Below are 22,699 nucleotides of genomic sequence, written 5' to 3' on the forward strand. Positions count from 1 at the left end.
GAGCGTCCTTACAGGGATTAATGGACAAGGCAGAGGCGCCCCCATCAAAAGCCGTCGCAAGGCCGTTCCTGGGCTTGCGGACGTGGTCGACCGGCCGCGCACGCCCAAGCACGCACCGAGCCGCTGGGGCAAGGGGTGCGTTGTCTCGCCGCCGCCCCACTTTTGAGGGGACGCAGGAAGGGGCGCCCGAGGCGCACCGCTGATCCGGACGACACCGGGCATCAAACGGGGCGGATCGCACGCGAACCCGCCCAGCGTTTGGTGACGCAAGTGTAAGAGGGCCCGAGCGAAAGAGGCCGGGTCAACACCTTCCGCCGATGGCCGAAGGCTTCGCCGATTCGGCTAGGCACACCTTGGTGGAAGGCTGGCGACACGCGCCGGATGTCCACCGCGACGGAAGAATGCGTCCAATCAGGTTCGGCCGGATGAATGGCCTGACACGGCCCAGGCATCGATCGTTCGAACGGCACGACAGACGAGGCGCCGGCACGGCTCTTCCGCCCCTTTCGGCACCGTGCAGCTTCTCGCCTCGCATCGCGAGCGTGCACTCTCGTGCAACGGCCGATTGTTACCGGGGCAATGAGACGGAAAATCAGTTCACAGGCTGAAGGCGGGCTCCGGAGCGCGGGGTGGCAGCGTCTCTATACCTCTATGGCCGCACAGACCGCAGAGTCGCTTCCACGCTTCCGGCATTCCCCAAAGCGGCCCGTCTACGTCCATTTGGTCCAGCCATCACATACCCTCCTGACTAAGGCGCAAACGGAACTTTTTGTCGCCTCAGCTGTCATGGCGGGTAGGCAGGCCCCGCGCGTCTGGGCAGCCATCTGTGCGGGCGTTGTCAAGCGGGGTGGGAGTCGACAAGCCCTTGCCTCATGTTGGAAATCGGCCGGGCTTCCGCGCGGAAGTTTGCATTCTTCGGCTGACAAGGTTGACGCTGGCCGGTCTGGCACGGCAATCAGGAGGAGGCTCTCCTATGGAAAGCTGGCGTTCATTGTCGCTGCGTTAGGGTCACGCCGGCAGAAGACCGTGCCAACGGCTTGGGCTCGGAAACACTGAGGGGGAGGAAACGGCTTGGCGTTTGAAAGGCGGACGAAGCGGCTCTGGCTTGTGATCGCCTTTTGCGCGGCGCTGGTTCTGTCTGCCTTCCCCGTTCCGGCCTTTGCCCAACTGTTCGGCGGCCCGCAGGACGGCACGAGCGAGAACGGCGGCGCCGGCGGCTTCTTCGGGCCGATCGTCAATCTCTTCAGCCCCAAGCCGCTGACGTCAGGCCCCCCGGCGCCGGACGCCACGCCCTACACAGTGTCGCTCACCGTGACCGGGGGCGACAGCGCGCTGAAGGACCGCATTGAGGCGGCTTCCGCGCTTGAACGGCTCAGCGAGCGCGCTCCCTCCGGCGCGGCGGGGCTTGTGCGCCGGGCGCTGGCCGATCGGCGCGACATCAACGCCGCCCTGTACGCGGCCGGCTATTATGGCGGCGTCATTCGCATCCGCCTCGCCGGCATCGCGCCGGACGCGCCGGATATCTTCCAGCGCATCGAGGCGGCGCGGGCGCGCGGTCCTGTGCCGGTGGAAATCGACGTGCAGGCCGGCCCGCTGTTCCAGTTCGGGCGTGTCGAGCTGCTCGACGCCGCGAACCGCCGCCCGCTGGCGGACGCGCCGTCGCTGACGCGGCTACGGCTGGAACCCGGCGAACCGGCCCTCGCCACCTCCATCCTCCGCGCCGAAGGCGCGATCGTCGACCACTGGCGACGCCTGGCGCATCCCCTCGCGCGCGTGGCGGACAAGGAGGTCGTGGCTGATCACAAGACGAACAAGGTGGATGTCACCTTCCTCATCGCTCCCGGCCCCGTGGCCACGTTCGGCCGTTTCACCGTCGTCGGCGCCGATTTCCTCACCCCGGGCTTCATCGAAGAGCGTATCGAGATCGCTCCGGGCACGCCCTATTCACCCGAGGTGCTCGACCGCCTCCGCCGTCGCCTGCTGGAATATGAAGCCATCGCCAGCGTGCGCATCAACGAAGCGGACAGGCTGGCACCCGATGGCAGCTTGCCGATCACCATCGAAGTCTCGGCGCGTCTGCCACGCTATGTCGGCTTCAGCGCCACCTATTCCTCTACCGACGGCTCGGCCATCAACGCCTATTGGGGGCACCGCAACCTGTTCGGCGGCGGTGAGACTCTGCGGCTCGACGCGCAGGTATCGTGGTTCGGTGAGAAATCCGAAGCGGTGCCGAACGCGGATCCGTTCGGCTACAAGCTCGCCGCCACTTTCGTGAAGCCGGGCATCTACACCGCGCAGGATGATCTGGTCGCCAATGCCGCGGTACTGCGCGAAGTGACCAATGCCTATGTGCGCGAGGCGGTGACGCTGCTCGCCGGCATTCGTCACCGTTACAGCGACGACCTCACGCTCCAGGTCAGCATCGATCTCGAAGAATCGCAGGTGGAAGACAGTACCGGCACCAATGATTACGGCATTGTTGGCGTGCCCATCGAGCTGACCTATGACAGCACCGACAGCAAGCTCGATCCGTCGCGCGGCTGGCGGGCCACGGCGACGGTCGAGCCTTTCGCCTATCTCGGCGATGCCGGCGCCGGCCCCACGCTGTTCCGCGGCGCCGTTTCGACCTATCACGCCTTCGACGAGAACAAGCGCTTCATCCTCGCAGGACGCATGGCCGCCGGCAGCATCGTCGGCGCGGGTCTCTATGACGTGCCGCCGCAGCGACGCTTCTATGTAGGTGGCGGCGGCTCGCTACGTGGCTATGACTATCAGTCCGCCAGCCCGCGCAATGAGGACGGCATCATCATCGGCGGGCGCAGCTTTTTCGAAGCGTCGGTCGAGGCCCGCCTACGCGTTACCGACACCATCGGCATCGTGCCGTTCTTCGACATGGGCTCGGCCTTCGCCTCCGAATGGCCGGACTTTGATAGCATCAAATATTCGGCGGGCATCGGCCTGCGCTACTACACAGCGATCGGTCCTCTGCGGGTGGACCTCGCCTTCCCGCTCAATCCCGGCCCTGAGGACGGTGATTTCGGAGTCTATGTCAGCCTGGGACAGGCCTTCTGATGACGCGCGCGCTCAAACTGCTCGGAATGGCCCTGCTTGCGCTGCTGCTGGCGCTGGTGGGCCTGTTCGGCGCGCTGCAGACGCCCCCGGGCAAAGCGCTGCTCGCCAACATCGCCTCGTCGCTGGCATCGTCTCCGGGCCTTACCGTCTCAATACGCGGCCTCAGCGGCTTCGTGCCGTTCGACATGAGCGTCGAGGCGATCGAGCTCGCCGATGCCGACGGCCCATTTGCCCGTATTGAGGACGCGCGGCTGGACTGGCGCCCGCTGGCACTTCTGTCCCGGCGGGTGGAGGTCACGTCGCTGTCCGCGGCGCGCGTCAGCCTCGAGCGCCGGCCCGTGCTGCCGTCCACTCCAGCGCGTGACGATGAAGGGTCAGGTTTCGCCCTTCCCGTCCGGATTGAGTCGCTTTCCATTCCCGAGATTACCCTCGCCGAACCGGTGCTCGACCATGCGGCGCGACTTTCCTTCAATGGCGCTGCCGACCTCGCCTCGTTGACACAAGGCCTGTCGCTGACATTTGCACTTGAGCGGCTCGACGCGTCGGGCTCGCTGAAGGGTTCTGTCGGCTACGCACCGGACGCCGGCTTCCTCAATCTGGACATCACCGCGCGCGAACCAGCTGGTGGCCTGATGGCACGCGCCGCCGGTTTCGACGGATTGCCCGAGATTTCAGCCGACGTGAAAGGTGCCGGTCCGCTCGATGCCTGGGATGGCCATTTGCGCCTGCGTGCCGGCGAACTGGCTGAGGCCAGCGGCGCCGTCGGCATTCGCGCCGTCGCCAACGGGCACAAGATCAACCTCGCTCTTGACGCCGACATAGCGCGTATTTTGCCGGCAAATATATCGGCACTCTTTGAGGGTCGAAGCGAAATAGCCGGCTCAGCAATGGTGGATGCCGGGCTGAATCTGGCTATTGAGAGCTTTTCCGCCCGCACTGCAGGCTTCCAAGGACGCCTGAGCGGCTCGCTCATGGCCGACCAGTCCGCCGATCTCGCCTTCGAGGCCCAATTAGGCGACGCCGCGCGCTATGCCGGGTTTGCTCCTGGCATAAACTGGCAGGAACTCGCCCTGTCTGGCACGCTCAAAGGCGCGGTGGTCCGGCCAGCCATTGAGGCGCGAATCAGCGCCGCTCAACTGGCGGGAAAAGACTACCGCGCCGCCACCGTCGCCGCCACACTCCGGACCTTGCCTGATGCCGAAGGCACCCTCACCTTCGCCATTGAGGGAACAGCGAATGGGCTGGCGGCGCCGGACCCGGAAGTGGCGGCGGCGCTGGGCACCGAGGCACGCTTTTCTGCCTCGGGAACTCTCCCCGCCACCGGGGACGCCGTGCTTGAGGCGGCCTCTGCCGATCTCGCGGCGATAACCGCACGCTTCGCCGGGCGCGCCGACCTGCGCGCAATCGACGGCGACCTCAATGTCAGTCGGCTCAACCTCGCCGCCTTCTCGCCTCTTGCCGGCCGTCCGCTCGCGGGTTCAGCCGCGGTTGACGCCCGGCTTTCCGCCTCAACCGATTTCAACCGCGCCAGCGCCGTCGTAAAGGGCCGCGCGGAAAAGCTTGAGACAGGCATCGAGAGGCTCGACGCCCTTATTGGCCGCAGCGTCAGCATCGACGGCGCCCTCGCCCGCGACGGCGCCAACGCACTGGCCGTGGACAATCTGAAGATCGATGCCGACGGCATCTCAGCAACGGTCAATGGCCGCCTCGCCACGGATGTCGCCAACCTCACCGCCGCGCTTACCCTGGACGATCTCGCGCGGCTCGACCCGCGCCTCGCCGGCGGCGCCGAGGCTAAGGCCGCCTTCTCCGGGACGCTCGACGCGCTCGGCGTGACGGCGACGTTACGCGTGCCGAATGGCATGGCGGAAGGCCGGCCGCTGCGCGATATCACCGTCGACATTACCGCTGCCGACATCACTGGAGAAATCTCGGGCAATTCCGCCCTCGCCGGCGAGATCGGCGGCAAGCCGGCGCGTGGAACCGCCGCGCTCCGGACGCAGACAGACGGCACGCGCCAGCTTTCGAGCCTCGACCTCGCCATCGGCTCGGTGACCGCGCGCGGTGACCTCGCGCTCGATACCGCCGGGCTCGCCACGGGGCGGCTCGCAATCGTCGCCGGGGACCTCGCGGATATCGCCGCACTCACCCTCACCGACATGGCCGGCGCGCTGAACGCGGATATCAACTTGAGCGTCGCGCAGGGCCGCCAGAACGCCGATATACGCGCGAGCGCCCAGCAGTTGCTGGCGTTCGACCAGAGCGTCGGCGCGGCCGATATCAATGGCCGCGTTCTCGATCTGCGCGGCGTGCCGATGCTTGATGGCACGGCCGCCTTGCGCGCCGTCTCCGTAGCGGGCGTCGTGCTCGAGACCGCAACCCTTCAGGCAACCGGTAACGCCAGTGGGACCGACCTGACGGTGGAAGCGCTCGCCCAAGGCACCAATCTGCGTGCCGGCGGCCGGCTGGAGCCACGGCCGGACGGCGCGCGTCTGCGGCTCGACCGGCTCATCGCCAATCGCCCCGGGCTGAATGCGGCCCTGAGCGCACCGGCGACCTTTACGCTCATCGGCAACAGTGTCGCGATCGACCGTTTTGCGCTTGCCGCCGGTGGTGGTACCGCCACGGTCTCGGGCAACGTGGGAGAGCGGCTCGACCTCTCGGTAGACCTCCGCGCTCTGCCGCTCTCGCTGCTCAATATCGTGGCGTCGGACTTGAACCTCTCCGGCACGCTGGCCGGCACCGCGCGCCTCGGCGGCACCGCCTCGTCCCCGACGGGACCGTTCGACCTGCGCATCACCCGCCTTAGCCGGCCCGACCTCGCCAGTTCCGGCGCCGGGCCGTTCGACATCGCGGCCAATGGCACGCTCGGCAATGGCCGGGCGCAGCTCAGGGCGACCATCTCCGGCGCCAACCTGCAGAATTTCACCGTCAGCGGCTCGGTTCCGCTCGGGGCCGGCGATCTGGACCTCGCTTTGCGCGGCGCGATCAATCTCGCCATCGCCAATCCGATGCTCGCCGCCACCGGCGCCCGCATCACCGGCATCGCGAATGTCGACGCTACGCTGCGCGGAACGGCCGCCGCGCCCCGGGCGGGCGGCACGGTGCGGATAAGCGGCGGACGCTTCGACGATTCCGTCAATGGCGTAGCGCTCAGCAACATCGACGCCGTACTCACCGGCACCGATCGCTCGGTCACCATCACCAGCTTCCGCGCCGCGACCACCAATGGCGGCAGCATCACCGGCCGCGGTAATGTCGCGCTCGACCCCGGCGTCGGCTATCCCGGCCGCATCGACCTTGATCTCGTCAACGCCGCGCTGGTGAACAGCGACCTCATGCGGCTGGTAGCGGAAGGCCGCCTCGGCATTGAAGGCGCGTTCCTCAATGGACCCCGCCTGACCGGTCGGCTGGTGCTGCGCGCGCTCGACATCAACGTGCCGGACCGCTTCCCCGGCGGCGTGCAAGACCTCAATGTCCGCCACGTCAATGCCAGCGCCGAATTCAAGCGCAAGAGTCCGACCGTGCAACGCCAACAGGGCCCCGCGCCCCCCGCGCGCAACGGCGTAGCGCTCGACCTTGTGCTGTCGGCGCCGAACAACAACGTGTTTGTCCGCGGCCTCGGCATCGAGGCGCAACTCGGCGGCGAATTGAAGCTGACAGGAACGACACGCGCGCCGGTAACCCTCGGCGCCTTCCAGCTCCGGCGCGGCTCGTTCGATTTCGGCGGGCGTCGCCTCACCTTCACGCGGGGCACCATCACCTTTACTGGCAACACCGATCCGGAGCTCGATTTCATCGCGGAGACGACCACAACCGACATCACCGCCCGGGTGCTGGTGTCGGGGCCCGCCTCCCGCCCGGTGGTGAGCTTCTCGTCGACCCCCACACTGCCGCAGGACGAGGTGATCTCGCGGCTGCTGTTCGGCCGTTCCGCCGGTTCGCTCAATGGCGGCCAGGCGCTGCAGCTGGCCCAGGCCGCCGCGCAGTTCTCCGGCGGCGCCGGCGTCCTGGAAAATGTGCGGCGTTCGCTTGGCGTCGACAGTCTCGAATTGGGCACCGATGCTGCTGGCACCGGCGGACAGGTCGGCCTTGGACGACGGCTCAACGACAACATCTATCTCGGCGTGCGTCAGGGCACGTCGGCGGGATCCAGTCGGGTCACCGTCGATGTCGATGTGACCCGGAACATTCGCCTGCAGGGCGCCACCGGGGCCGATGGCGCCGCCGAAGTCGGCATCGGCGCCCAGTGGGATTATTGAGCGGTCAGGCGGACACAGCCTCGCCTAGCCCGTAGCGCGCGGCTGGCCGGCTGAGCGACAGGCCGGGCATCATCCGCATCCGGGCGTCGACCAGCGCCTGCCAGGCTGCCATGTCCGGTAGGGAGGGAATGGTGATCGCCTCCCCCGCCTCAAGCCCGCGCAGCGCGGCTTCGACCAGATCCTCGGCGGACATCACCATTTCAGCCGGAGTGCCGCAGCGTCGATGCCCGCACGGTCGAAGAACTCCGTCCGCGTATAGCCCGGCAGCACCGCCTGCACGCGCACCGGCCCGTGCCTCAGTTCACTCTGAAGCGATTGCGTGAAGGCCAGCACATAGGCCGTGGTGGCGGCATAGGCGCCAGGGAAATGCTCCGGCACCAGGGCGACGACGGATGCGATGTTGACCAGCGTTCCTTCGCCACGCTGGGCAAAGGCGGTGACAGCAGCCAGCGAGAGCCGCGTCAGCGCGGCGACGTTGAGCTGCACCATGGCATCGGTCTTTCCCGCCGCAGCGCCCAGGATCGGGCCCTCCGTACCCATGCCTGCATTGTTGACCAGCACGGTGATTCTCTGATCCGAGGCGAGCCGGTCGGCGACGGTCTCAATGCCTTCGCTGCGCGAAAGATCGGCCGCGAGCACTTCCGCCCGTCGGCCGGTCTCGCCGGCAATGGTTGCCGCGAGCGCTTCGAGCCGGGCGCCATCGCGAGCAACCAGCACAACGTCATGACCGCGTCGGGCGAGCTTTTCGGCATAGACCCGGCCAATGCCGCTGGAAGCACCCGTCACCAGTGCGGTGTTCAGGGAGGAGGTCATCGTGGAGGTTTCCCATCTGTCCCGGCCCGCATCGGACAATTTTCATGACGATCATCATTATTAAATCGGTCACGCTTGCGCCAGAGGGGCTGATCGGTTCTGCGTGCGGTTCCGTAAAAGCCGCGCAATGTCCGGAACGCCCATGCCCTCCTCCACTGAACGCCCCGCCCTTGTCTGGCTTCGCGACGACCTCCGTCTCGACGACAATCCCGCCCTCGAGGCAGCGCAGGCGAGCGGGCGCCCGCTATTGCTTGTCTTCCTTCTCGACGAAGAAAGCCCCGGCCTGCGCCCACTCGGTGGGGCCGCGCGCTGGTGGCTGAACCACTCGCTCAAGGCCCTTACGGCGGCCATCGAGGGGAAGGGCGGGCAATTGCTGCTGCGGCGCGGCGCGGCGCTCGCCGCGCTGACCCGCCTCGCCCGAGACGTGAATGCGCAGGCCGTCTACTGGAACCGGCGCTATGGCGCGGCCGAGATCGCGGTCGATACGGCGGTGAAATCCGCCCTTGCCGCGGCTGGAGTCGCGGTGGAGAGTTTCGGCGCCAACCTCCTGCACGAGCCCTGGACGGTGGCAACGCAGTCAGGCGGTCCCTTCCGGGTGTTCACCCCGTTCTATCGCCGCGCGCGAATGCAAGCCCCGCGTACGCCGTCTCAGGCACGCTTGGCCTGGCGCTTCGCCCCCGGCCCGAAGGGCGAGCAACTCGAGCGCTGGGCACTAGAGCCCTCCCAGCCCGACTGGGCGGGAGGCCTCCGGGCGACCTGGACTCCGGGTGAGGCAGGCGCGCGTGACGCACTGACCCGCTTTCTCGATGGCGGGATCGCGGGCTACGCGGAAGAGCGCGACCGGCCGGACCGGCCGTCGACCTCTCGGCTCTCCCCGCATCTCCGCTTCGGGGAGATCTCTCCACACCGCATCCTTGCCGCCGTGCAGCACGCGGAAGCCGATGGAAGGGCGGCCCCTCGCGACGCGGAGAAGTTTGTCAGCGAGCTCTATTGGCGCGAGTTCAGCTATCACCTGCTGTTCCATTATCCGAGTATCGGCACCGCCAATTTCAATGACCGTTTCGATGCCTTCGCGTGGCAGAATGCGCCCGCACTCCTGCGGGCCTGGCAGCGCGGCATGACGGGCTACCCCATCGTCGATGCCGGCATGCGCCAGCTCTGGCAAACGGGCTGGATGCATAATCGCGTGCGCATGGTCGTCGCCTCCTTCCTGATCAAACATTGCCTGACAGACTGGCGCCAAGGCGAGGCGTGGTTCTGGGACACACTGGTGGATGCCGACCCCGCCAACAATCCCGCGAGCTGGCAATGGGTCGCCGGGTCCGGGGCCGACGCAGCCCCCTATTTCCGCATCTTCAATCCCGTCGCCCAGGGGGAGAAGTTCGATCCCGATGGTGACTATGTCCGCCGCTACGTGCCGGAACTGACGGCTCTGCCGTCGAATGCCGTCCACCGCCCTTGGGAAGCATCACCCGACGTGCTGCGCCGGGCAGGTGTGCGGCTCGGGGAAACCTATCCCCGCCCCATCGTCGACCATGCCGCCGCCCGCGACCGCGCACTCGACCGCTTTCAGGCCATTCGCGGGGATTAGCCGGCCGCCCGGTTGCCGAGACGGGGATGCATGACTAACTTTGTGGACCATCAATTCGGCAAAAGAAACAGGTCCATGGAAATCCGCAACGGTCTCGTCGAGGCGATCGGCAATACGCCGCTCATCAAGCTCAAGCGCGCCTCCGAGGCTACGGGCTGCACCATTCTCGGGAAAGCCGAGTTCCTCAATCCCGGTCAGTCGGTGAAGGACCGCGCGGCCCTGTTCATCATTCAGGACGCCGTAGCGCGCGGGCAGCTCCGCCCCGGCGGTGTCATCGTCGAAGGCACGGCGGGCAATACCGGCATCGGATTGGCGCTGGTCGGCAATGCGCTCGGCTATCGCTCGGTGATCGTGATTCCTGAGACGCAGAGCCAGGAAAAGAAGGACATGTTGCGCCTCGCGGGCGCCACCCTGGTGGAAGTACCCGCCGTCGCCTACGCCAACCCGAACAATTATGTGAAGGTCTCCGGCCGGCTCGCCGAAGCGCTGGCCGCGACCGAGCCGAACGGCGCCGTCTGGGCCAACCAGTTCGACAATGTGGCGAACCGCCTCGCCCATATCGAAACCACCGGACCGGAAATCTGGCAGCAGACCGATGGCAAGGTGGACGGCTTTGTCTGCGCCGTGGGTACAGGCGGCACGCTGGCCGGCACCGGCATCGCGCTCAAGGCGCGCAACCCGGCGATCCGGATCGGCCTCGCCGACCCGTTCGGCGCGGCGCTCTACAGCTATTACACCACGGGCGAATTGAAGGCCGAGGGATCGTCGATCACTGAAGGCATCGGCCAGGGCCGCATCACCGCCAATCTGGAGGGCGCGCCAATCGACTGCGCTTATCAGATTGGTGACGCGGAGGCGCTTGAGATCGTGTTCGATCTGCTGGAGCATGAAGGCCTGTGCCTTGGCGGCTCCTCCGGCATCAACATCGCCGGTGCCATCCGCCTTGCGAAAGAGCTCGGGCCGGGCCACACCATCGTCACCATTCTTTGCGACTTCGGCACCCGGTATCAGTCGAAGCTCTTCAACCCCGTCTTCCTGCGCGAGAAGGGCTTGCCCGTGCCGGGCTGGCTTGAGCGCAGCGTCGACGTGCCCAACGTGCTGGTGTGATGGCAACGCTTCTGCTCTTTCGCGACGACGCCTACCAGACCGAAACCTCCGCTGTCATCACCGCGCTGACGCCGGAGGGAGGTATCGTCGTCGACCGCACCGTGTTTTACGCCAGCGCCGGTGGCCAGCCGGGTGATCGCGGCACGCTGATCCGGGCCGATGGCTGCGAGATCGGCATTGAGACGGCGGTCTATGGCCCATCCAAGGTCGATGTGATCCATGTCCCGGCACCCGCAGCCGCGTTGCCCGAACTGGGCGAGGCCGTGACGCTGCGCCTGGACTGGCCGACCCGCCACAAGCGGATGCGCATGCATACCGCGCTGCACCTTCTCTCCGTCGCCCTGCCCTTTCCTGTCACCGGCGGGTCGATCGGCGAGGAGGAGAGCCGCCTCGACTTCGACATTCCCGATGCCGGCCTCGACAAGGACGCCATCACCGCCAAGCTGACGGAGCTGATCGCCACCGGCGCCAGAGTGACCGAACGCTGGATTTCCGATGACGAGTTGCTCGCCAATCCCGGGTTGGTGAAGACCATGTCGGTCAAGCCCCCCATGGGAAGCGGCAAGGTTCGCCTGGTCGATATCGAAGGGATCGACCTGCAGCCTTGCGGCGGCACCCATGTTCGCAGCCTCGATGAGATCGGCGCGGTGCAGGTGACCAAGATCGAAAAGAAGGGCCAGCAGAACCGCCGCGTGCGGCTGGCCTGGGCTTGATGTCCGCGCGCGGTTCCGGAGTTCCCGATGCCCGAATCCGATCTGCCTGACGTCAGCCACTTCGTCTCCACGGAATGGCTCGCTGCCCATCTCGGGGCGCCCAACCTCGTCGTGGTGGACGGTTCCTGGCACATGCCAGCCGCCGGCCGGAAGGCACGGGAGGAATACCTCAAGGCGCATATTCCGGGCGCGGTATTCTTCGACATTGACGGCATTTCCGACATCACGAGCCCGCTGCCGCACATGCTGCCCTCCGAGACGTTGTTCCGGGCGGCGATGGAATCGCTCGGCATCGGCCGGCAGATGAAGATCGTCGTTTACGACACGCAGGGCCTGTTCTCGGCGCCGCGCGTCTGGTGGACGCTGCGTGCCTTCGGCGCGGTCGATGTGGCCATTCTCGATGGCGGCTTTCCAAAATGGCTGGCCGAAGGCCGCCCGACCGAGGCGGGGGAGGCCCCTTATCTTCCCGCCCGCTTCGACGCGAAGCTGGACAAGGACTGGGTGGCCTCCATCGACGATGTCGCCGCCCGACTTGCCGATGGCAGCGCGCAGGTGCTCGACGCGCGCGCGGCGGAACGCTTCCGCGGCGAGGCACCGGAACCGCGCGCCGGCGTTCGTCCGGGGCATATTCCCGGCGCCCGCAACCTTCCGGTGTCCGAGGTGGTGAAGGATGGCCGCCTGGCGGACGCCGCGACCATCCGCCAGGCGGTGAAGGAGGCAGGTATCGACCTGTCCCAGCCCGTCATCACCAGCTGCGGCTCCGGCGTCACCGCCGCCATATTATGGCTAGCGCTGGATACGATCGGGACGCCACCGGTGGCGCTGTATGATGGTTCGTGGACCGAATGGGGTTCCTCCGACAAGCCCGTGGCGACGGGCCCAGCGGCCTGAGCAAGCACCGGCCGGTGCAACGGACCACCGGCCGCTGTCGCTTCGCCCCAAACCAAAAACGGCCGGAGCGCCCAAGCGCTCCGGCCGTTTCTGTTTGGCACGCTCGTTCAGTGCAGGATCTGGCTGAGGAACAGCTTGGTGCGCTCATGCTGCGGGTTGGAGAAGAACGCCTCCGGCTCGTTCATCTCGATGATCTGCCCGGCATCCATGAAGATCACCCGGTTGGCGACCTGACGCGCGAAGCCCATTTCGTGGGTCACGCACAGCATGGTCATGCCTTCTTCCGCCAGGCTCACCATGGTTTCCAGCACTTCCTTCACCATCTCCGGGTCGAGCGCCGAAGTCGGCTCGTCGAACAGCATGATCTTTGGCTTCATGCACAGCGCACGGGCGATGGCGACGCGCTGCTGCTGGCCACCGGAGAGCTGGCCCGGATATTTGTTCGCCTGCTCAGGGATCTTCACCTTGCGCAGGAAGTGCATCGCCAGTTCGTCGGCATCCTTCTTGGGCATCTTGCGGACCCAGATCGGCGCCAGCGTCAGGTTTTCCAGAATGGTGAGATGCGGGAACAGATTGAAGTGCTGGAAGCACATCCCCACCTCGCGGCGGATTTCGTCGATCCGCTTGAGGTCGTTGGTCAATTCGATGCCGTCAACGATGATCGAGCCCTGCTGGTGCTCCTCCAGCCGGTTGATGCAGCGGATCATGGTGGACTTACCGGAGCCCGAGGGGCCGCAGATCACGATGCGCTCGCCGCGATGCACCCTGAGATTGATGTCCTTCAGCACATGGAACTCACCGTACCATTTGTGCACGCCGACGAGATCGACGGCGACCTCCCGTCCTGGGCGCGTGTGGACGGCGGGGAGTTCGTCAGGGGAAACGGTCGAATGAAGTTCACTCATAATGGTTTCTCCGTTTCTCAATGCCGGTGGGAGGTGTTGAGCCGCCGCTCCACGAAGAGCGAGTAGCGTGACATGCCGAAGCAGAAGAAGAAATAGACCACGCCGGCAAAGGCGAAGCCGGTATAGAGCGTCACTGGCGTCGCCCAGTTGGGGTCGGTGAAGGCGGCGCGCAACTGGCCGAGGAAGTCGAAGATCGAGACGATCAGCACCAGCGTCGTATCCTTGAACAGGCTGATGAAGCTGTTGACGATGCCGGGAATGACGAGGGTCAGGGCCTGCGGCAGGATGATGAGGCGCATCATCTGGCTCCAGGTGAGTCCGACGGCCATCGCCCCCTCATACTGTCCCTTGGGGATGGCCTGCAGGCCGCCGCGCACCACCTCCGCCATATAAGCCGCGGAGAACAGAGCGACGCCCACGAGCGCCCGCAGCAAGGCGTCCGGATTCGTGCCCTGCGGCAGGAACAGCGGCAGCATGTAGGTGGCGAAGAACAGCACCGTGATCAGCGGCACGCCGCGCCAGAACTCGATGAAGATCACCGAGAGCAGTCGAACCACCGGCATTTGCGAGCGCCTTCCAAGCGCGAGCAGAATGCCCAGCGGCAGGGAGGCAACGATCCCGGTCACCGCGATCACCAGCGTCACCAGCAGCCCACCCCACTGCCGCGTCTCGACATAGGTGAGACCGACATCGACGTCCCAGCAGAAGATCACGGCGCCCAACGCCAGGAACACGAACAGGGTGGTGCGCGCGGCGGAACGGCCATTACCCCCCAACAGCGCGATAAACCCGCCGATGGCAGCCATGAACAGCAGTACCGTCAGCGCGAAGTCGACCCAGAAGGCGAGATTGATGCCCGCCACCCGCGCATCGCCAATGAAGGGCCGGATCAGGCCGAAGCGCTCCAGCAGGAAGGCCGAGGCGTTGATGTTGCCGCCGGTCAACAGCACGAAGGCAACCACGGGATAGACGACGAAGAAGAGGAACGATCCGGTCCGCTTGAACGGGAGGCTCGGCACCAGAAGCGGCACCAATAGTACCGCGCCAAGAGCGAAGACGATATCCACGCGCCAGCGCTCGGCGATCGGGTAGAAGCCATAAATCAGCTGGCCGAACTTGGCGTGGATGAACGGCCAGCAAGCCCCGACTTCCGGGCCGAGGCAGGCTTCGCGGTTCTCGCCGGTCCACACCGCGTCAATGAACATGAAGCGGACAAAGGGCGGCACCACCGCGATCACCATCAGGATGCCGAGAAGGGTCAGCAAGGTATTGAAAATGCCGGAGAACAGGTTCTCCCGCATCCAGGCCACCGGGCCGATGCGCAGCTTGGGCGGCGGAAGGACCGGCGCCATCTCGTTGCGGATGAAGGTTCCGTCGTCGAAGGTCATGCTCATGGCCGGCTCACCGTTCCACCAGCGCGACGCGCTTGTTGTAGGCGTTCATGATGACCGCAGTGATGATCGAGAGCAGGAGATAGACGCCCATAGTGATGGCGATGATCTCGATCGCCTGACCCGTCTGATTGAGCGACGTGCCGGCGAAGACCGCGACAAGATCGGGATAGCCGATGCCGACGGCAAGCGACGAGTTCTTGGTGAGGTTCAGATACTGGCTGGTAAGCGGGGGAATGATCACCCGCATGGCCTGCGGAATGACAACCAGCCGCAGCGTCTGGCCGTGGCGCAAGCCGAGCGAATGTGCCGCCTCCGTCTGCCCGTGGCTGACCGACTGGATACCGGCGCGGACGTTCTCGGCGATGAAGGCCGCCGTATAGGTGGCCAGCGCTAACGTCAGGGCGACGAATTCCGGAATGACCCGCAAGCCGCCGACAAAGTTGAAGCCCTTGAGTTCGGGCACCTCGAAGCTGATCGGGAAGCCGGTCGCGATCATCGCAACCAGCGGCAGACCAATGAGCAGGCCTAGCGAGACCCACAACACCGGCAGCCGGCGCCCCGTCTCCTCCTGCCGGCTCGCCGCCCAGTGGCGGAACAGGATGACGCCGAGGATGGCGAGGCCGATCGCCCAGACGACGATGCCGGCGCCCTCCCCGAACAGCGGGCGCGGGATGATGATGCCACGATTTGAAATGAAGACTTCGCCAAAGACGCTGATACTGTTGCGCGGCCCGGGCATGGCGCTCAGAACGGCAAGGTACCAGAACAGAATCTGGAACAGCGGCGGCAGGTTACGCAGCACTTCGACATAGACGGTCGAAATCGTGCGCACCATGAAGTTCTTCGACAGGCGGCCTATGCCCACCAGGAAGCCGATAATCGTAGCGAAAAAAATGCCGACCACCGCGACCAGGATGGTGTTCAGCAGGCCGACAATGAAGGCGCGGCCATAGGTCGAGGTTTCGGAATAGGGGATCAGCGTCTGGTTGATGCCGAAGCCGGCCGTGTTGTCCAGAAAACCAAATCCGGTGGCGATCTTCTGCGCCGCGAGGTTGTCGCGCGCGTTCTCGGCGAAGCTCCAGCCGAGAAAAATGACCACAATCAGGGCCACAAGCTGAAGGCCGATGCTGCGGACCTTCGGGTCGTTGATGAATGAAGTCTTCTCGTGCCCGCCGGCGGGCCCAGCCAAATCCGTCATAGTCCCCCTCGCCTCGGATCGAGGCCCGAAATGTTCCGGTGCCGGACTTTTGCCAGCTTCTCCGGAGCGGGGAGGCTCCCGACGCGCGGGAGCCTCCTTATGTCGATGTGTCAGCGGATCGGCGGGGCGTACTGGATGCCACCCTTGTTCCACAGCGCATTGAGGCCGCGGGTGAGCTTCAGGGGCGTGTCGGGACCGACGGTGCGATCATACATCTCGGCGTAGTTGCCGACATTCTTGATGATCAGGTAGCCCCAGTCATTGCCGATGCCCATGCCCTCGCCATACTTGCCCTCGGTGCCGAGCAGACGCTTGATCTCGGGGTTGGTGGCGTTCTTGAGCTGGTCGTCGACGTTCTTGGAGTTAACACCGAGCTCTTCGGCGTTGAGCTGAGCGTACAGAACCCACTTCACGATGTCGAACCACTGGTCGTCGCCATGGGCGACCACCGGACCGAGCGGCTCCTTGGAGATGATCTCGGGCAGCACCACGTGGTCGTCGGGATTCGTCAGCTTGAGGCGTTCACCGGCGAGGCCGGAACGGTCGGTGGTGAGCACGTCGCAGCGCCCGGCGTCATAGGCCTTGACCACTTCGTCATTGGTGGCGAAGGCGATGACCTCATAGGTCATGTTGTTGGCGCGGAAATAGTCGGCGAGGTTCTGCTCGGTCGTGGTGCCGGTCTGCGTGCAGACCGAGGCGCCGGACAGTTCAAGCGCCGAATTCACCTTCTTGTCCTTGCGGATCATGAAGCCCTGGCCGTCATAATAGGTGACGCCGGTGAAGTTCAGGCCGAGCGACGTGTCGCGGGTGATGGTCCAGGTCGTGTTGCGCGACAGGATGTCGATGTCGCCGGACTGTAGAGCTGTGAAGCGGTCCTTGGCCGAGAGCGGCGTGAACTTCACCTTGGTGGCGTCGCCGAAGATGGCAGCCGCAACCGCACGGCAGAATTCCACATCGAGGCCGCTCCACTCACCCTTGTCATTAGGGTTGGAGAAGCCGGGCAGGCCCTGGCTGACGCCGCACTGGACAAAGCCCTTCGACTTCACCTGCTCAAGCTTGGTGGCCGCCTGCGCGCCGAAGGCGCAAAGGCCCATGGCACCCGCAAGGGCGAATGTGGAGAGGAGGCGTTTCATGATGGCAGCCTTCTTCATTCGGATTGGAGCTGACGTTTCCGCCGCAAAGGTGCGGAACGGAACGGGCGACAGAAAAGGCAATTCGCATGCCGCGGAGGACTTCCGGCAACGTGAATGCCTGCGTCCTTCGTCTTATAGTGCCCAGAAGACCCCCTCGGGCACCGTTACAGCGAACGCAGCGTCATCAGAGCGCCGCAATCAAGCCCGGTCAAGCGCTTGACGGCTCAACGTCCGTCCCTTCCCTATGCGACCTTCGATATTCTCGCTTCAACAGGCTACAACCATGGCGAACAAGGCAAAAACGACCCTCCCCGGAAATCTCTCCGTGGAGACCGAACTCGTCCTCGCCGGACGCGATCCGTTTCGCCATGACGGCTTCGTGAACACCCCCATCGTCCGAGGCTCGACCGTTCTCTCGCCCAGCGTCGCGGATCTTGAAGGCCATACCGGCCGCTACACCTATGGCCGGCGCGGCAACCCGACGGTCGAGAGCCTGGAATCCGCCCTGACCCGCCTCGAAGGCGGTGCCGGCGTCGTGCTGACCCCGTCCGGCCTTTCCGCCGTCAGCATCGCGCTTCTCTCCGTGCTGAAGACGGGTGACCATCTTCTGATGGTCGACAGCGCCTATCAGCCGACCCGCCGCATCTGCGACGAGGTGCTGACGCGCTACGGGATCGAAACCACCTACTATGATCCGCTGATCGCCGGCGACATCAGCGGCCTTATCCGTCCCAACACGCGCGCCATCTTCCTTGAGTCCCCAGGCTCCCAATCCTTCGAGATTCAGGACGCACCCGCCATCGTCGCTGCCGCCTCCGCGCGCGTTATCACGACGCTGATGGACAATACGTGGGCAACGCCGCTGTTTTTCCGCCCGCATGATTTCGGCGTGGATGTCTCCATTCAGGCCGGCACGAAATATCTCAGCGGCCATTCGGACCTGAATATCGGCACTATTTCCGCCAACGAGCGCACGTTCCGACGTGTCCTCACCACCCATGGCGATCTCGGTATCACCGTCGCGCCAGAGGATGCCTTCCTCGCTTCGCGCGGCCTGCGCACCATGGCGTTGCGGCTTGAACGTCACCAGAAATCGGCGCTCGCGGTGGCACGCTGGCTCTCGGCACGGCGGGAAGTGCGACACGTTCTGCATCCGGGTCTGCCTGAGCACCCCGGGCACGCCTTGTGGAAGCGCGACTTCAAGGGCGCGTCGGGCCTGTTCAGCATCATCCTCGAACCGGTGCCGAAGCGGGCCGTCGACGCCTTCCTCGACAGCCTGGCCCTTTTTGGCCTCGGCTATAGCTGGGGCGGCTATGAGAGCCTTGCCATACCGTTCGACTGCAGCGCCTATCGCACGGCAACGCCGTGGAACCCGGGCGGCCCGGCGATCCGTCTGCAGATCGGCCTTGAGGACCCCACCGATCTCATCGCCGACCTCGATTCCGGCTTCACGGCCCTCGCGGCGGCGCTCTGAGCGCCTCGCCACGTCCGGGCGGCGGCTTGCCGTCAGCCCGGACGATAAGGCGCCAGCCGCACCTCGCGCAGCCCGTTATAGTCGAAGCCGCGCAGATCCGCCCCCCGCTGGATGCGCAAGCCGATGGCCTCCGCCCGGCGGGCAAAGCGCGGCTCCTGCCGCTTCTCCACAAATGCCACCCGGCAGGTGCCGCCGGCCTTGAGGAAGTCCGCAGCCGCGGCACCGTCAAGAAAGCGCGGCGCATTCGGCAGCAGGAGCGCAAAGCTCGGCTCATTATAGCCGGCTATGGCCACCTCGATCGGGCCCGTTTCAGACCCGCAGGACTCGCGCGCGGTCGCGGCCACCACGCGCGGCGCCATCCAGAAGCTCTCAATGTTCGGCAGCACCAGCTGCATCACGCCTAAGCCGGATACCAGCATGCCGGCAATGGCGACCAGCGCCGCTTTCTCCACGCCATAGTCGCGGGCCGAGGCGGCGGCGATCACCAGCGCGAAGAAGCCCATCAGCAGCAGCGGCCACGCCAGCACGCTGGTCGTGCGATCGAACACCGCCATGCCCAGCAGCGCTCCCACCGCGATCACCGCGCCAATCACTGGCCACAGCCAGAGCACCCGCGTGAGCCGCGTATTGCCGATCGCCAAGGCTCCCCGCTCGACCGCCAGAGCGATCAGAATGGCAATAGCCGGCAGCGTGGGCGCCACATAGGCCGGAACCTTGGTCGGCAGGATTTCGAAGAGAACCCAGACCGGCACGACCCAGGCCAGCAAAAAGCGCACGGTGCCGATGCGTCGGGCTTTCCAGAGAATGGGCACCGCGAGGGGAGCCAGCGGCGCCGCCGGCCAGAACAGGGCGAAGAACAACAGCAGGTACACGCCCGGCAGACCGGTAAATCCCTGGTACTCACGCGCCACGGGCCCCAGCAGCGTGCGCGCGAGCAATTCCGGCTGGGTCTCCACCGGCCCATAGCGGCGCAACACGACCCAGCCAATGACGACCACCAGGAGGAGGCACAGCCCGGCATAGGAACGCGCACGCCGCAGGAAGAGTGCCGACCGGTCCACCGCCACCAGCGTCACCAGCGGCAGCACAACGTAGAGGGGGGTCATCAGCCCCTTGGTGAACAGCCCAAAAGCCAGAGCCGCCCAGAACACCAGCGCCACGCGCGATTCATAAGCGGACTGGTGCCAGGCACCTGCCGCTCCGCGCTGGCGCTCGGCAAGATAGAGCCGGCCCATCGCTCCGAGCATTGCCGCGACCGCCGCAATCAGGAACACTTCCGGCACGGCGAGCCGCCCGGCGACACCAAGGGCGACGCTGCTGGCGAGCAAGCTGCCGGCCAATAGCGCTCCGCGGCGATGGGTGAAGGCCAGTGCCGCCCAGAAGGTCAGCAGCACGGCCGCGATCGCACCCGCCAGAGACGGCAGGCGATAAAGCCAGACTCGGGTCGGCGCATCTGGGATGCCGATGGCGTCGGCTGCTTTGACCAGGCCGGCCTGCATCCAGTGCAGCCCCAGCGCCTGTGTCCGCTTGGGCTCCCAACCGAGCCTCGTCTCCGTCAGCGCGCCCGTTTCCACCATGTGGCGACTGATCAGCGCATAACGCGCACCGTCCCTGTCCACGGGCGGGATCGAGAAGAAGCCGGGCAGCAGCGCCACCAGGCACAGGCCGATGAGGAACAGGCAGGCCCGGCGGTCGGTACGGCAGCACGCCTCGAACAGCGCGACGATGCGATCCGGAAGGCGCGGGCCCCGCGCGGAGTAGAGCGGGGCGGAACGTGCCTTGCGGCCCGAAGCAAATGACTTCATCGAATGGAATCCCTCCCGGATCGATGAAACCTTAGCAGACAGAGCCGCTACCCCGCATCCAGGAGTGCCGCCGATCCGCCGCAGCGCGGTCAGGTCAGGCCGGTACCTTCTCTCCGCCCGCACCCGCCGTCGCCGCGAGCCCGCCCGCTTCCTCGATAAAGCGCGCCACCTCGGCAACACCGTCGCCTGCCCGCACATTGGCGAACACAAAGGGGCGGCGCCCCCGCATGCGGCGCGAATCCCGGTCCATCACGTCAAGCGAGGCGCCCACCAGAGGGGCGAGATCCACCTTGTTGATGACGAGGAGATCGGAGCGGGTGATGCCCGGCCCGCCCTTGCGCGGAATCTTCTCGCCAGCGGAAACATCGATGACATAGATCGTCAGGTCCGCCAGCTCCGGCGAAAAAGTCGCGGCGAGGTTGTCGCCGCCGGATTCGATGAGGATCAGGTCGAGCCGAGGGAACCGGCCGCGCATCTCGGCGATAGCGGCAAGGTTGGCCGAGGCATCCTCGCGGATGGCTGTGTGCGGACAGCCACCCGTCTCCACGCCCATGATGCGCTCGGCGGGCAGCGCGCCGGCGCGGGTGAGGATTTCCGCATCCTCCTTGGTGTAGATGTCGTTGGTGATGGCAGCGAGGTCGTAGCGCTCGCGGAAAACCCGGCACAGCGCCTCCATCAGCGCCGTCTTGCCCGAACCGACCGGCCCGCCAATGCCGACCCGGAGCGGGCCGCTCGTCTCGCCTGCCATGAAACTCTCCTCGCCTTCAGCTTCGGAACAGCCGCGTGTACTGCGTCTCGTGACGCATCGACGCGATATCGGATTTGAGCGCCGCCCCGCCGAGCTGGTCCAACGGTACAGTGGCGACGCGCAGGCCAACCTCTCGGACGGTCGCCAGGGTCGCAGCCAGCGCCCGGTTGCCGTCGGTCTGCCCGAGCGGCACGAGCCTTACGGCGGCAGAGATGAGGTTCGCCGCGACGGCGTTGAGGAAGGCGGAAACCGTGGCCGCCAGCGGCAGGCCATGCGCCGCCGCCGCGAGGCCCACGGCTGCGGGATAGGCGACACGCCCCTCCCACAGTGCCGGCAACCGCTCCAGCAGCGGCGCTGGCCATGCGGCGCGGGTGGCCGCGAGGAAGGCGTCGCCCTGGTTCAGCGTCTCCATCTGCCGTTCGCGCGAGGGAGCAAAGGCGGCGGCGAGTTCCAGCACCTCGCGCAGCCGTGGGTCGTCGCCATCTCGCGCCGCCTCGAAGGCGTGAGCCAGCAGCACGGCGTCGGCAAAGGGCCCACCATGGCGCAGCAGATCGTCAACCCAGCTGGTAAGCGAGGCGAGATCGGAGACTTCCTGCGTCTCCACCGCCCATTCGAGGCCGTGCGAATAAGCGAACGCCCCAACGGGATAAGCCGGAGACAGCCAGACGAACAAGGCCAGGAGATCGGGCGAGGCGCCAGGCGGCGCCACAGGTGCCTCGCTCATCGCTGCGCCCTAGTGCCCGTGCTTGTGGCCATGATGATGGTGATCATCGCCATGATGGTCATGGTCATGGCCATGCTTGTGGTCGTGGCCATGCTCATGCGCATGGTCATGGCCGCAGCCACAGTCAGAACCGTGCTCATGCGCGGCCGGCTTGCCGTCCTGAACGTGCAGCACATCGCGCTCGCGGGAAGGCGCGTGATGGGCGTGCTCATGGCCATGGTGCTCATGGCCATGGTGATCATGATGCGCATCGTCGTGATGTGCGTGGCCGTGATGCTCGTGATCATGGTGCGCATGATCGTGGTGGTCATGAGCGTGATGGTCGTGATCATGATGGTCATGGCCGCAGCCGCAGGCCTCGCCATGGGCGTGGTCATGATGGTGCTCATGGCCGTGGGCGTGGTGCCCGTCCGCCTCGGCGGCTTCATAGGCACCGCCCTCCGGCTCGAAGGCCGCTTCGACCACCTCGACGGTGGCGCCAAGGCCACGCGCCATCTCTTCCAGCACGTTGTCGCGGGCGATGCGGATGCGATCCGCGAGAAGCTCCGCCGGCACATGGCGGTTGCCGAGATGCCAGGCGAGTCGCGCCAGATGATGCGGGTCCTGCGCCACGATCTCCGCCACCGGCTCCTCGGCCGCCACCACCCCCACGATGCGCCCATCTTCGAGCGAGAGGCCGTCACCATCCTTCAGCCGCGTCGCCTCGACGAGGTCGAGCAGAAACGCCACGTCGCCCTCGCCGCGCATGGCGATACGGCGGCGGTAGCGTCCGTCATGCGGCAGCACCACACGGTCGGCGGCGGTGGCGGCATCCCAGCTGCCGGCGGGAAGCACAGTGCGGGCACGGATCATGGGACAACTCCGGTGGG

The 22,699-nt window shown here is 66.1% G+C and carries 15 protein-coding genes and 1 pseudogene; 7 read left to right on the forward strand and 9 right to left on the reverse strand.

Features of this window, described 5'->3' with window-relative positions; translation table 11 throughout:
- Positions 1-1,071 precede the first annotated feature (1,071 nt).
- Positions 1,072-3,072 carry an autotransporter assembly complex protein TamA gene (locus ACP2AH_RS02255; RefSeq protein ID WP_425104300.1) on the forward strand — a complete coding sequence of 667 codons (2,001 nt, stop codon included), beginning with the start codon at positions 1,072-1,074 and terminating at the stop codon, positions 3,070-3,072.
- Positions 3,072-7,334, forward strand: a complete 4,263-nt coding sequence (locus ACP2AH_RS02260; protein ID WP_425104301.1) for a translocation/assembly module TamB domain-containing protein — start codon at positions 3,072-3,074, stop codon at positions 7,332-7,334. Before ACP2AH_RS02255 ends, ACP2AH_RS02260 begins: the two co-directional genes overlap by 1 nt.
- A 4-nt stretch (positions 7,335-7,338) precedes the next feature.
- Here the strand turns inward: ACP2AH_RS02260 and ACP2AH_RS02265 are convergent.
- Positions 7,339-8,147 (reverse strand): annotated as a pseudogene (locus tag ACP2AH_RS02265) (SDR family NAD(P)-dependent oxidoreductase).
- Between the two features lie 142 nt (positions 8,148-8,289).
- Here ACP2AH_RS02265 and ACP2AH_RS02270 point away from each other — a divergent pair.
- The 4 genes from ACP2AH_RS02270 to sseA all read left to right on the forward strand — a co-directional run bounded on the left by ACP2AH_RS02270 (position 8,290) and on the right by sseA (position 12,449).
- Positions 8,290-9,738, forward strand: a complete 1,449-nt coding sequence (locus ACP2AH_RS02270) for a cryptochrome/photolyase family protein (protein WP_425104302.1) — start codon at positions 8,290-8,292, stop codon at positions 9,736-9,738.
- 75 nt (positions 9,739-9,813) lie between these two features.
- Positions 9,814-10,845: a cysteine synthase A gene (locus ACP2AH_RS02275; protein WP_425104303.1), complete on the forward strand. Its 1,032-nt coding sequence runs from the start codon at positions 9,814-9,816 to the stop codon at positions 10,843-10,845.
- Positions 10,845-11,558, forward strand: coding sequence for an alanyl-tRNA editing protein (locus ACP2AH_RS02280; protein ID WP_425104304.1), 714 nt, complete (start codon positions 10,845-10,847; stop codon positions 11,556-11,558). The genes ACP2AH_RS02275 and ACP2AH_RS02280 overlap by 1 nt, the downstream gene beginning before the upstream one ends.
- Positions 11,559-11,585: 27 nt before the next feature.
- Positions 11,586-12,449 (forward strand): 3-mercaptopyruvate sulfurtransferase, encoded by an 864-nt coding sequence (gene sseA / locus ACP2AH_RS02285; RefSeq protein WP_425104305.1) that lies wholly within the window; start codon positions 11,586-11,588, stop codon positions 12,447-12,449.
- Between the two features lie 107 nt (positions 12,450-12,556).
- Here the strand turns inward: sseA and ACP2AH_RS02290 are convergent, their stop codons facing one another.
- From ACP2AH_RS02290 to ACP2AH_RS02305, 4 genes are all read right to left on the reverse strand, one after another.
- Entirely contained in the window at positions 12,557-13,354 is a 798-nt protein-coding gene (locus ACP2AH_RS02290) for an amino acid ABC transporter ATP-binding protein (protein WP_307022994.1), read from the reverse strand.
- A 17-nt stretch (positions 13,355-13,371) separates the two neighbouring features.
- Positions 13,372-14,748 carry an amino acid ABC transporter permease gene (locus ACP2AH_RS02295; RefSeq protein WP_425104306.1) on the reverse strand — a complete coding sequence of 459 codons (1,377 nt, stop codon included), beginning with the start codon at positions 14,746-14,748 and terminating at the stop codon, positions 13,372-13,374.
- A 7-nt stretch (positions 14,749-14,755) separates the two neighbouring features.
- A complete protein-coding gene (locus ACP2AH_RS02300) occupies positions 14,756-15,946 on the reverse strand; it encodes an amino acid ABC transporter permease (protein ID WP_425104307.1) in 1,191 nt (396 codons plus the stop codon).
- Positions 15,947-16,056: 110 nt separating this feature from the next.
- Positions 16,057-17,079 carry an amino acid ABC transporter substrate-binding protein gene (locus ACP2AH_RS02305; protein WP_425104308.1) on the reverse strand — a complete coding sequence of 341 codons (1,023 nt, stop codon included), beginning with the start codon at positions 17,077-17,079 and terminating at the stop codon, positions 16,057-16,059.
- A 283-nt stretch (positions 17,080-17,362) separates the two neighbouring features.
- Between ACP2AH_RS02305 and metC the strand changes: the two genes are divergently transcribed.
- The gene (metC, locus tag ACP2AH_RS02310) at positions 17,363-18,553 is read left to right on the forward strand and encodes a cystathionine beta-lyase (protein ID WP_425104309.1); all 1,191 of its coding nucleotides are present in this window, start codon (positions 17,363-17,365) and stop codon (positions 18,551-18,553) included.
- Between the two features lie 32 nt (positions 18,554-18,585).
- On the opposite strand, the gene ACP2AH_RS02315 is transcribed toward metC, so the two are convergent.
- The 4 genes from ACP2AH_RS02315 to ACP2AH_RS02330 all read right to left on the reverse strand — a co-directional run bounded on the left by ACP2AH_RS02315 (position 18,586) and on the right by ACP2AH_RS02330 (position 22,682).
- Positions 18,586-20,358, reverse strand: a complete 1,773-nt coding sequence (locus ACP2AH_RS02315) for an ArnT family glycosyltransferase (RefSeq protein ID WP_425104310.1) — start codon at positions 20,356-20,358, stop codon at positions 18,586-18,588.
- A 94-nt stretch (positions 20,359-20,452) separates the two neighbouring features.
- Positions 20,453-21,106 (reverse strand): urease accessory protein UreG, encoded by a 654-nt coding sequence (ureG, locus tag ACP2AH_RS02320; RefSeq protein ID WP_425104311.1) that lies wholly within the window; start codon positions 21,104-21,106, stop codon positions 20,453-20,455.
- Between the two features lie 16 nt (positions 21,107-21,122).
- A complete protein-coding gene (locus ACP2AH_RS02325) occupies positions 21,123-21,830 on the reverse strand; it encodes an urease accessory protein UreF (RefSeq protein WP_425104312.1) in 708 nt (235 codons plus the stop codon).
- A 9-nt stretch (positions 21,831-21,839) separates the two neighbouring features.
- On the reverse strand, positions 21,840-22,682 hold the full coding sequence (locus tag ACP2AH_RS02330) for an urease accessory protein UreE (RefSeq protein WP_425104313.1): 843 nt from the start codon (positions 22,680-22,682) through the stop codon (positions 21,840-21,842).
- Between the last annotated feature and the right edge of the window lie 17 nt (positions 22,683-22,699).

The sequence above is a fragment of the Ancylobacter sp. genome, from assembly GCF_965249975.1.
Classification (GTDB): domain Bacteria; phylum Pseudomonadota; class Alphaproteobacteria; order Rhizobiales; family Xanthobacteraceae; genus Ancylobacter.